At 41.4% G+C, this 10,571-nt stretch carries 11 protein-coding genes and 1 tRNA gene; 6 read left to right on the forward strand and 6 right to left on the reverse strand.

From position 1 onward, the window contains the following. Position 1: 1 nt before the first annotated feature. On the reverse strand, positions 2-1,264 hold the full coding sequence (locus ACFSJE_RS18475) for an ABC transporter permease (protein ID WP_379832367.1): 1,263 nt from the start codon (positions 1,262-1,264) through the stop codon (positions 2-4). Further along, positions 1,261-2,346, reverse strand: coding sequence for an efflux RND transporter periplasmic adaptor subunit (locus tag ACFSJE_RS18480; RefSeq protein WP_379832369.1), 1,086 nt, complete (start codon positions 2,344-2,346; stop codon positions 1,261-1,263). Before ACFSJE_RS18480 ends, ACFSJE_RS18475 begins: the two co-directional genes overlap by 4 nt. 186 nt (positions 2,347-2,532) lie before the next feature. Between ACFSJE_RS18480 and ACFSJE_RS18485 the strand changes: the two genes are divergently transcribed. Both ACFSJE_RS18485 and ACFSJE_RS18490 read left to right on the forward strand, forming a co-directional pair. Next, complete coding sequence (locus tag ACFSJE_RS18485; protein WP_379832371.1) at positions 2,533-3,021, forward strand: hypothetical protein; 489 nt, start codon at positions 2,533-2,535, stop codon at positions 3,019-3,021. 11 nt (positions 3,022-3,032) lie between these two features. Further along, entirely contained in the window at positions 3,033-3,404 is a 372-nt protein-coding gene (locus ACFSJE_RS18490) for a GerW family sporulation protein (protein WP_379832373.1), read from the forward strand. A 71-nt stretch (positions 3,405-3,475) separates the two neighbouring features. Here the strand turns inward: ACFSJE_RS18490 and ACFSJE_RS18495 are convergent, their stop codons facing one another. After that, complete coding sequence (locus ACFSJE_RS18495; protein ID WP_379832374.1) at positions 3,476-4,501, reverse strand: AI-2E family transporter; 1,026 nt, start codon at positions 4,499-4,501, stop codon at positions 3,476-3,478. A gap of 382 nt (positions 4,502-4,883) precedes the next feature. Between ACFSJE_RS18495 and ACFSJE_RS18500 the strand changes: the two genes are divergently transcribed. Together ACFSJE_RS18500 and ACFSJE_RS18505 are read left to right on the forward strand one after the other, a co-directional pair. Next, entirely contained in the window at positions 4,884-6,572 is a 1,689-nt protein-coding gene (locus ACFSJE_RS18500) for a M1 family metallopeptidase (protein WP_379832376.1), read from the forward strand. Positions 6,573-6,591: 19 nt separating this feature from the next. Beyond that, a complete protein-coding gene (locus ACFSJE_RS18505) occupies positions 6,592-7,680 on the forward strand; it encodes an alpha/beta fold hydrolase (RefSeq protein ID WP_379832378.1) in 1,089 nt (362 codons plus the stop codon). Between the two features lie 186 nt (positions 7,681-7,866). On the opposite strand, the gene ACFSJE_RS18510 is transcribed toward ACFSJE_RS18505, so the two are convergent. Next, positions 7,867-7,939, reverse strand: a tRNA-Lys gene (locus tag ACFSJE_RS18510). A 118-nt stretch (positions 7,940-8,057) separates the two neighbouring features. Between ACFSJE_RS18510 and ACFSJE_RS18515 the strand changes: the two genes are divergently transcribed. After that, positions 8,058-8,573, forward strand: coding sequence for a shikimate kinase (locus ACFSJE_RS18515; RefSeq protein WP_379832380.1), 516 nt, complete (start codon positions 8,058-8,060; stop codon positions 8,571-8,573). On the opposite strand, the gene ACFSJE_RS18520 is transcribed toward ACFSJE_RS18515, so the two are convergent. Continuing rightward, positions 8,565-9,062, reverse strand: coding sequence for a phosphoribosyltransferase family protein (locus ACFSJE_RS18520; protein ID WP_379832382.1), 498 nt, complete (start codon positions 9,060-9,062; stop codon positions 8,565-8,567). The genes ACFSJE_RS18515 and ACFSJE_RS18520 overlap by 9 nt on opposite strands. Positions 9,063-9,096: 34 nt before the next feature. Continuing rightward, complete coding sequence (locus ACFSJE_RS18525; RefSeq protein WP_379832384.1) at positions 9,097-9,468, reverse strand: RNA-binding S4 domain-containing protein; 372 nt, start codon at positions 9,466-9,468, stop codon at positions 9,097-9,099. Between the two features lie 76 nt (positions 9,469-9,544). Here ACFSJE_RS18525 and ACFSJE_RS18530 point away from each other — a divergent pair, with 76 nt between their 5' ends. Then, positions 9,545-10,549, forward strand: coding sequence for an FKBP-type peptidyl-prolyl cis-trans isomerase (locus ACFSJE_RS18530; protein ID WP_379832386.1), 1,005 nt, complete (start codon positions 9,545-9,547; stop codon positions 10,547-10,549). Positions 10,550-10,571 lie beyond the last annotated feature (22 nt).

Below are 10,571 nucleotides of genomic sequence, written 5' to 3' on the forward strand. Positions count from 1 at the left end.
GCTATGTTCCCCGAATGATTTCTACGGGGTCGATTTTTTTTGCTCTATTTGATGGCAAATAGCCGGCAATAAAGGTTGATATAAGGGCGAAAGTGATTCCGATTACATAATAAGCCACGTTGTAATTGACCGGAAAGGTGGAGATGGTGGGCAATGCTTCGGTTTCAAATGGAGTTTGGTCAATTACTTTTGAAAGCATAAACCCAATCAAAAGGCCCAAAATACCACCAATCAATCCAATGATCATGGCCTGACTCATAAAAATAAGCTGTACGTCCCTTCCAGAAAAGCCTGTGGCTTTGAGGATAGCAATATCCTTCATTTTTTCATAGATGAGCATGTTAAGAATATTATAGATACCAAAACCGGCCACAATGAGCAAGGTGATGGAGACGGCGTAGGTAATCAAGTTTCTGATGCTTGAACCGGTTTCAAACTGGGCATTGGCCTCATTAATGTCAATGGCTTTGGTGTTGAACTGCTTCTCCAATCTGCGGGCCATGGGTTCGGCTTCATTGATGTTCAACAACTTTATATTGATGTCAGTGACATAATTTTCAGCTTCACCCAATATGCGCTGAACGGTCTTGAGGTTGGCAAAACTTTGCACATTGTCGATTTCGGCAATGCCACTTTGATAAATACCCACTATTTTTAAGGGAAAGATATTCCCTGAAACAGTACTCACTTGAACACGGTCCCCAACCGACAAAGACATTTTATCCGCCAATCCGGCTCCCAGCAAGATGCCGTTATCATTGGTGTCCAATGCCTCTGGTGTTCCTTCTACGATGTTATCTTGAATATTGGATAAGCGAACCTCTTCCATAATATCCACTCCGATAAGATTACCTCCCAATTCAATGGACCCGGACAGGTAAAAAATCTGAGCTCTCAGCTGGGGAGTGGCACCTTTTACGTTGGGTTGTTTTTTCAGATAGTTGAGAATGGGAAGGGCATTATGAATTTTCTTTTGGTTTTGCTTGGGCTTTATGGAGTGGACCACATTGAACGCGTCCTTGAAATCATCATATAGTGCCACGGGTTGGGTGGGGGAGGGTCTAATTTCGTTATAGATATGGATGTGTGGGGTCTGGTTCAAAACGAGGTCATCCAGCATTCCGTTCAAACCTGTCATAAAACTTACCAAGGTAATATAGGCCCCAATACCAAAAGTGACCCCTAAGGTAGCCGTGGCGGTGGACTTCATCTTGGTTAGAAGATGGGTTTTGGCAATCCCCAATATTACATTCCAGTTGATCATTCTTCAGGTTTGTAAATGGCTGTGTTTTCGTCAATTCCTGCTAAAATCTCCACTCGGTCCAGGTTTTGTAGCCCGATGGAGACTTCTTTTTCACCATCATCCGTGAGGACATGTGTGTCATCAATAAGATATTCCTTCGGAATGGTCAAGGTTTCATTCTTTTCTGCGATAATGATATTTCCTTCACCAGAAAGACCGGGATAAAGCGTGGCAGGGGGTTCTGCGAAGAGCGCTTCGACCTTAAACGTTTGGGAACGTTCATCTTTTCGAGGGTAAATCTTATCCAACGTGCCTTCAAAAACTTCAGAATTATACGAATCCAGCGTGATGAAAACTTGTTGCCCAATTTTGAGTTTTACGATGTCCACTTCGTCGACCAAGAGTTCCACCACAAATTTGTCGCTTCTGCCCACGGCGGCCACCGGTTCCATGGTGGTTACAATTTCACCTTGGTTTTTGTAAATGGCGTAGACCTTCCCATTGATTTTACTGGTAATGGTAAAGTCACTTGTGTTGGTCATTGAGGTCTTGTAGTTGTTTTCCGCCTGACGGACTTGGGTTTCCAATTCGTTTTTGGTGCGGTTGTATTTTTGTTGGAGAAGATTCAGGTTGTTTTGTGATAGTTCGTACGCCAATTTTCGATTGTCGTACTCCACTTTGGAACCGATATTTTGATCCCAAAGGTTTTTTTGACGGAAATAATTGATGGAATCATTTTTCAGTTGCAGTTCCGCAGCATTAATTTCATCTCTGATTCCACTGAGCACGGCAGCACTTCCACTGTAGTTTTCTCGTGCCAATTGAAGGGCCAATTTGGCATTTTCGGTATTTAGTTCAGGGGATGTGTTGGTAATTTGAAGGATGGGGCCGCCCTTGCTCACACTATCACCTTCCTCAACCCAAATTTTATCCAAAATGCCCACCACAACGGAGTAGGCTTGGTACAGACTATCCGGTTGAACTGTTGCCGAAGCATAAACAGATTCTGTCAACGGCATCCGCTCAGGAAATATCTTTTCTTTTTTATCGGAACAGGAAGACAATAGGAGGAAGGAGAGCAGGGTAAGTACAATGTATTTCATGGTGTTTTTCATGAGATTGTCCTCAAATTACCAATAAAATTGTTAGCTACACTATGAGTTTGGTCAGTAAATCATTCAACCCTAAAAATTATTCATTATTGGCCTGATTTTTCGATTTTGAAGCTAATGATGACGCAGGTCATTGTGCAGGTTTGCAAATCCTATTTTCTTTACCACAAAAAGCTCATGATACTAACAGTTGCCATATTGTTAGTTGTGCTCCTAGCCCTTGGACTTCTTCTTGTTCCAATTCAAATTTTTATTGATACTGATGCAGCACAGTACTATGTTCGAATAAGGGGGTTGGCAAGGGTCAGTTTAGAACCAGACAAAAAAGAGCTGTTACGGATACGGTTTAAAACGCTCTTTTATGAACGCTGTTTTTATCCCATTACAACCACTTCAAAACCAAAACCACCAAAGAAAAAAGCCAAACCTAAAAGGAGGATGAAATTTGGGAAAATCGTGCGTGTGATAAGGTCGTTCCAAGTACGGCGATTTGTGTTGGATATGGATACAGGGGACTATACCGCAAATGCAAAAATGTATCCTGTATTTATGTTGCTCAACCAGTATGTGGCTTCATTCCACATCAATTTTGAGAACCGAAACAGATTGTTGGTGGATGTACGCAATCGGCCTTATAGAATACTAAAATCATTTGTTAAACATTAAATTGGTAGGTCATGGATTTACATTTTGAAGAATTATTGAACAAAGTGACTGATTTTATCAAGTCAGAAGCTAAAACAGAGACCATTATTGGTGAACCCTTTCAATTGGGTGAATTTAAATGTGTGCCCGTTATTAAAGTGGGTATGGGATTTGGCTCCGGAGGAGGCGAAGGAGTTGAAGGAAAAGGACGAAAAGGAGAAGGTGCCGGTGCCGGAGCTGGTATTGGTATCCAACCTATTGGATTCTTGGTGACCAAAGGAGATGAGATTTCCTTCTTGGAAGCTGGAAAGACCCATGGTTTGGCAGCCGCATTTGAAAAAGTGCCCGATTTAATCGAACGCATTGTTTCTGAACGAAACAAGCATGAAGAAGTTGTTTCCTAAATGAAGAGCAATGTTGTTGGAAAGCGCTGGATGGCCTGAAGTAAATAGTTTAGGCCATCCAGACTGAAATTTTAGGTGTTTTCAGCATGGGCTTGAGCGCCATACTGACTTTTATAAATTCTGACCACTACCAGAAAAAGACTCACCAATAGAGGTCCGAATATCAATCCAATAAATCCGAAGAGCGGAATACCTACCAAAATACCAATCAAGGTAATAAGCGGATGCACATTGTCCAATCGCTGCAGCACATACATCCGAATTAAATTATCGGCAGAACCGACTACTACAAAGCCGTAAATCAAAACACCCCAAGCTGCAAACGTATTTCCTTGGGAAAGCATCATCAAAAATACGGGAATGGTACCCAAAGCGCTGCCCACAAAAGGGATCATGGAACCAACCGCAACAATGACAGCCCAAAAGACGGGATTTTCCACCCCAAAGATGAAAAATCCGATTAGGGCAACCACTCCTTGGGCAAGAGCCACCAAAGGAATTCCCAATGCATTGGCCAAAACCATTTGCTTGACCTCTTTACCAATTTGTTTAAGATTTTCGTTAGCGATGGGCAAGTATTCGTACAGGGATTCTTTTAGTCTATTTCGATTGGTAAGCATGTAATACAAAAGAAAATACATGACTCCAATAGAGATGACCGTTGCAAAGGTACCTCCGGCAAAGCCTTGAAGGTTGTTGGAAACCCAATCTGAAATCGCTTCAAAATCAAATTTAGACTGTAGGTTAAAGCCTGTATAATCTTGTACTTTTTGTAAATATTCCTTTAGGGTGTCCATTATTTTTGGCGGACCCTCAATGGCATCTTTTATTCTGGAACCCAGCATGAGTATCACCGCGATCACGGGCAAAAGAATCACGATGAAAGAGGTTACCATCAATGTAATCGCGGCTACCGAAGTACTCCAATTTCGAGCCATGAGCCATTCCATAGGTTTTTTAAAGATGACATATAGGGTGAGTGCCCCGAGCACACCAGGGAGATATTCGGCTATTTCTTTGAATATCAATGCAAATAGTAAAACAATGATGCTCAGAACAAATACTTGTCTTATAATGTTGGGATGAATGGATTTCATTGCAGTCTGTTGTTTTATAGGAATCAGTGGCTTGTGCTTTTTAATTTTCAGCTGAAAGGTCTCCGAAATTTAACCAGCGGATACCAAAGACATTATCCCTATCCACTTAAAAATGGATTCATTCACATATTTGATGGTTACGTTTGCCCAATTTGGAAGAAGAATTACTGAATTTTAAGGAAAACAGTTCATTATAATTTTTGATAATATGTCCTAGAAGGAAGATGTAATGCCTTATTAATTATAATATTAGCTTTATCTAATACTATATTCCCAACTATAATCCCATTTATTGTCTTTTAGCAACTTTAGTTGCAAATTTGAGGGTACTCCAATACTTTTTAACTAACAAATCAAGATGCATTCCAAAGCATTTTTCAGTATGAAGAACCCTAAGAATTTATTCTTGTTGGCAGCTTTTTTCATTTCAGTTGCATTACAAGCCCAAAAAACAAACTTTACCCATCAAGATTCCTTGCGGGGAACTATTAATAAGGAACGGTCTTGGTGGGATGTATTGCGGTACGACATCACCGTGAAACCAGATTTCAACAAAAAGACCACTATTGGCAAAAATGTGATCACTTATAAAGTGGTTGAAGAATCCCATAGTGATTACATGCAGATAGATCTACAGGAACCTTTACGCATTGATAGCGTTGTTACGGATGATGCCAGAAAACTTAGTTTTACAAGAGAAGGCAATGCCTGGCATGTACAGAATAAGCTGGGTGCTGCTAAAAAGGAAGGTAAAATCACCGTTTATTTTAATGGAACACCACGGGAAGCCGTTCGCGCTCCATGGGATGGCGGTTGGAGTTTTTCCAAAGATTCCCTTAACCGACCATTGATGACCGTTACCTGTCAAGGCCTTGGAGCATCCATTTGGTATCCCAACAAAGACCACCAGAGTGATGAGCCCGATAACGGTGCCACCTTGACCATGACCGTTCCCAATGAGCTTACCGCAGTGGCCAATGGTAGATTAAAGGAAAAGAAGTCACATAACGACGGTACAACATCCTACACATGGGAAGTCAAAAATCCAATAAATAATTACAACCTTATTCCATATATAGGGCATTATGTCAACTTCAGTGAAACCTATGCTGGCTTAAAAGGGGACTTGGATCTGAACTATTGGGTTTTGGACTATAACTTGGAAAAAGCAAAGCCATATCTACCGAATGAAGTCCATAACATGCTCGATAGTTTTGAATATTGGTTTGGACCTTATCCATTTTATGAAGATGGTTTTAAATTGATAGATGTAGATCATACCGGAATGGAACATCAATCCGCTGTGGCTTATGGGAATCATTACAAACCCGGTTATCGAGGCAGGGATGGTTCTGGAACGGGAATAGGATTGCTATGGGATTTTATCGTCATCCACGAAAGCGGTCACGAGTGGTTCGGGAACAACATCACTACAAAAGATTTGGCCGACATGTATATTCACGAAGGATTCACCAACTATAGCGAGACCCTATTTATTGAAAGCATGTACGGAGCTGATGCCGCCAACGATTACAACCGAGGTATTCGTCGCGGAATCCGAAATGACCGTCCCATTATACCAGAATATGGGGTGAATGCCCAGGGTAGTGGAGATATGTACACCAAGGGCAGCAATATGATTCATACCATTCGACATAGCTTGAACAATGACCAACTGTTCCGAAATATTTTGACGGGACTTAATCGGGTGTTCTATCACCAAACGGTGACCAGTGATCAAGTGCATGCCTATATTTCAAAAAAGGCAGGTTTTGATTACGGCAAGGTTTTCCATCAATATTTAAAGACGACCCAAATACCCGAGATACATTTGTATGCTGATGCCAAGAACAATCGCATGTATTTTAAATATGCCAATTGCGAGAAAGACTTCAATCTTCCACTTTCGTTGGTTGGAAGACACACGAGCCTCAAGATTTTCCCAACCACGGAATGGCAAAGCGTTGAGGTTAGCAATGATCAATATGTACTTTTCTCTGCCCCACGCATTGAAAAGATGTACTATTTAACTCCCAAGGTTTTAAACTCCATGGAAACTGAAAAGAAATAATAACTCGTATAACGGTGTCATGAGAAAAAATCATCCATTCCTGCTATTTGTTTTTGTTGTGCTCTGTAGTTTGAATCTTGCCTTGGCACAGTCCAACTATCCAACTCCGGTTGAGGGCGATTATGTCATTGACAATTTTAAGTTTCAGAGTAACGAGGTGCTTCCCAAACTCAATTTGCATTACACCACCCTTGGAAAACCAACCAAAGGCAAAGATGGCAAGGTGAACAATGCAGTCTTGATAATGCACGGAACCACAGGGAACGGAAAGGGATTTTTAAGTGACCGATATGCAGGCAATCTTTTTGGTCCTGGCCAACTTTTGGATGCGGAAAAGTACTTTATTGTTCTTACTGATGCCATTGGTCACGGGAAATCCAGTAAACCCAGCGATGGGCTGCACATGAAGTTTCCCAAATACACCTATGACGATATGGTATTGGCCCAATACAGGCTGCTCACCGAACATTTAAAAGTAGACCACCTAAGGTTGGTCACAGGAACCTCAATGGGAGGTATGCATACATGGGTTTGGGGGTATACCTACCCCGATTTCATGGATGCCCTGATGCCCTTGGCAAGTCTTCCAGTTGAAATAGCAGGAAGAAACCGCCTCCAGCGCAAAATGATCATTGACCTTATTCAAATGGATCCAGAATGGAAGGGAGGGGATTACACCGAGCAACCCAAAGTTGGATTGTCAGCGGCAATTTCCAATATGATGTTTATGGTTAGTGTGCCTTTAAAATGGCAAAACTCCGCCCCTACACGCGAGGAATCGGAAAAGCTGATGAAGCAGCTCTTGGACCGTTATCTGTCCATTATGGATGCCAATGACGTGATTTATGCCTATGATTCGTCCAGATTTTACAATCCGGCACCTCATTTAGACCAAATAAAAGCCCCGCTCATGGCCATTAATTCGGCAGATGACCAGGTAAACCCACCCGAGTTGGGGCTTTTGGATAAAGAGATTTTAAAGGTGGAAAAAGGAAAATATATTTTGATTCCCATTTCTGAAAAGACTTCAGGACATGGGACGCATTCAGACCCTACTATTTGGGGAGATTATTTAAAAAGCTTATTGGAGATATCTGAACGAAAATAACGAACGGAAATCCCACTGAAAATAAATTTTAATTGCGTTTTATGATTTGATTGTTTGAATTAGTTGATTGATTGTACCGAGGCTCTGAGTAATCAGGGCCTCGGTTTTTTTTATGACCATCTGAAAGTAGATAATGGCATAAATGAAAAAACCCCGCAAACTTGCAGGGTTTTTTCTCATTTTCTGTGACCTGGCTGGGGCTCGAACCCAGGACCCTCTCCTTAAAAGGGAGATGCTCTACCAGCTGAGCTACCAGGTCTTTTAACAGTGCCGGCGCATTGCGCTAAGCGGGTGCAAATATAACATCAATAATCTATTTTACAAGGTGAATTAATGATAAATTTGACTTTTTTTAAATTCGCTTTTAAATTCAAGATATGAGAGTAGTTTTGGTGGGATATATGGCAAGTGGAAAGTCCTCTGTGGGAAGGTTGTTGGCCAAGGAGTTAGGGCTAGAGTTCATTGACCTTGATGCCTATATTGAGGAACAACAAAAAAAATCCATCAAAACCATTTTTTCTGAGAAGGGAGAGATTTTTTTTCGAAAGCTTGAGCATGAAATGTTGGGCAAAGTTTTGGATGAACATCAAGATTTGATCCTTTCCACAGGAGGCGGTACACCCTGCTATGGGAATAATATGGAGACCATCTTGGAAAAATCCGACCATTCCATTTATCTCCAGTTGTCCATTCCCGCTTTGGTGGAACGCATCAAGGGAGAGAAGGAAGACCGTCCTTTGGTCAAAAATATCAAAGATGAAGACCTGTCAGAATTTATCGGGAAACATCTTTTTGAACGAAGGCAATACTACGCACAGGCAAAACATGTCTTTGAATGTGATGGTAAAAATTTGGAGACGGTGGTCTACGAAATAAAGCAATTGCTACTCTAGATAAACCGCATCGTTTTTAGGCTCAAACTCCACCTTAATATGCTCGTTGAGTGAAGTGGACAATGAAATGCCCTTAAAATCGGCCTTAACCGGGAATTTTTTGTGGTTCCTGTTGACCAATACGGCAGTTTTCAACTGTTTTATGGGAGTCTTTAAAAAATGATGCACACCATAGATCAATGTAGTGCCCGAGTTGAGCACATCATCCACCAGTATTACCGACTTATTGGTATATTCCTCCTCAGGGATTGAGGTACTAACGCCACTGTCCAACGGATTCTTTTTATCCATCTCCACTTTGCAAAGCACAATGTCCGCTTCGGTAATGCTTTTTAACACCGTGGCGATTTTTTTGGCAAAGTTCATTCCACCACCATTGATGCCCGCCACAATAATTTCTTTCTCGTCCACATTGGTCTCATAAATCTGATAGGCGATTCGTCTAACAATATGCTGAATTTGGCTGTGGGTCAATATGCGGTTCATCATGGCATGGATAATTGAATCAAAGATATAAAACAGATTATTCAGATTCGTCCAAATAATCATCAATGTCCCGTCTGTCTTTTTTGGTGGGACGCCCCAATCCTTTCTTTCTATAATGTGTTTTAGCAATATTCAACAACTCATTATGCTCAAAAGCCTCTTTTGGAGTGGTGTCTTTCCGGTAAATATCCACCAATTTGGCACCCACACGGCTCTCTGGAATATCAAGAACCGTCAATTCGTAATCAATTTGGTTCTTCCGAAGCACTATTTTATCCTTAGGATAAACCTCCCGTGATGGCTTTACAGTGCTGCCGTTTACCTTCACTTGACCTTTTTTTACGGCAGTGGAGGCAACGTTTCGCGTTTTGTAATATCTAATACACCAAAGGTACTTGTCTATCCGCATAAGCTCTGCAAATCTTTGTTAATGCACCGAGCAAAAATAACGGAAAATTGTATCTTGCGCAGCTAAAAGACACTTGATGAGGTACGGGATTTTTGTTTCTTTGTTTTTGACATTGATTTTTGTTTCATGTAATAATGATGATGATGGAGGGCCAGAAAGTCTTCCGCCTAGGGCACTATCAGAAGTAAGTGCTGAAGACGATGCAGACATTAAAGCATTTTTGGAGACGCATTTCTACAACTACGAAGAATTTGAATCCCCACCAGCCGATTTCGACTACAAAATAAAAATAGATACCATAGCCGGTGACAACGCAGGAAAGACACCCCTTATGGATATGGTGAGGAGTACTTCCATTGCGGTATCTACCAATGAGCATGGACTGGACATTGAGAGGGAAGAGGATGTGCCACATATACTCTATTACCTTTCCGCTAGGCCAACCTTTGAAGAATTGGATGCAATGGGACCTGATCCCTCAGTAGGAGCTTATCCTACTGTTGCAGATTCTGTTTATGTGCGGTATGAAGGAAGATTATTGGACGGAACCATTTTTGATGGGTCAACCTTCAATCCTATTTGGTTTGATTTGGCCCGTTTGCAAGACCTTTCACAAGGAGCCAGAGGCTTTGCTGAAGGAATCCCATTCTTAAAGACTGGAGGAGCTATTATTGATAATGGCGATGGTACCGTAAGTGTTGAAGACTACGGAGTAGGAATGATTTTGTTTCCTTCCGGTTTGGGATACTACAATGATGTACGAGGGCAGATTCCCCAATACAGCCCGTTGATGTTCCATATTGACCTATTTACGTTAAATCGCACCGATCACGATAATGACGGTATTCCTTCCATTGAGGAGGATGTGAATGGGAATGGTTTTCTGTATGACGACAATACGGATGCAGATGAAGAGGATAGACTTAGAACGCCACGTTTTGCGAATTTCCAAGACGCAGATGATGATGGGGATGGTAAATCAACACGCAGTGAAATCTCGGATGAAAATGGTGAAATTATCTTCCCATATCCCGATTCTGATAATGACGGAGTTCCTGATTATTTGGATCCAGACAATTAATGAAAAGATGAAAAAACAAAAA

It is taken from the genome of Flagellimonas iocasae, from assembly GCF_042682725.1.
GTDB classification, from domain to species: Bacteria; Bacteroidota; Bacteroidia; order Flavobacteriales; family Flavobacteriaceae; genus Flagellimonas; species Flagellimonas iocasae.

Bases quoted from the DNA above. Each gene is read 5' to 3' on its own strand.
- ACFSJE_RS18475 (WP_379832367.1), bottom strand. From the start codon at position 1,264: ATGATCAACTGGAATGTAATATTGGGGATTGCCAAAACCCATCTTCTA.
- ACFSJE_RS18480 (WP_379832369.1), bottom strand. From the start codon at position 2,346: ATGAAATACATTGTACTTACCCTGCTCTCCTTCCTCCTATTGTCTTCC.
- ACFSJE_RS18485 (WP_379832371.1), top strand. From the start codon at position 2,533: ATGATACTAACAGTTGCCATATTGTTAGTTGTGCTCCTAGCCCTTGGA.
- ACFSJE_RS18490 (WP_379832373.1), top strand. From the start codon at position 3,033: ATGGATTTACATTTTGAAGAATTATTGAACAAAGTGACTGATTTTATC.
- ACFSJE_RS18495 (WP_379832374.1), bottom strand. From the start codon at position 4,501: ATGAAATCCATTCATCCCAACATTATAAGACAAGTATTTGTTCTGAGC.
- ACFSJE_RS18500 (WP_379832376.1), top strand. From the start codon at position 4,884: ATGAAGAACCCTAAGAATTTATTCTTGTTGGCAGCTTTTTTCATTTCA.
- ACFSJE_RS18505 (WP_379832378.1), top strand. From the start codon at position 6,592: ATGAGAAAAAATCATCCATTCCTGCTATTTGTTTTTGTTGTGCTCTGT.
- ACFSJE_RS18515 (WP_379832380.1), top strand. From the start codon at position 8,058: ATGAGAGTAGTTTTGGTGGGATATATGGCAAGTGGAAAGTCCTCTGTG.
- ACFSJE_RS18520 (WP_379832382.1), bottom strand. From the start codon at position 9,062: ATGATGAACCGCATATTGACCCACAGCCAAATTCAGCATATTGTTAGA.
- ACFSJE_RS18525 (WP_379832384.1), bottom strand. From the start codon at position 9,468: ATGCGGATAGACAAGTACCTTTGGTGTATTAGATATTACAAAACGCGA.
- ACFSJE_RS18530 (WP_379832386.1), top strand. From the start codon at position 9,545: ATGAGGTACGGGATTTTTGTTTCTTTGTTTTTGACATTGATTTTTGTT.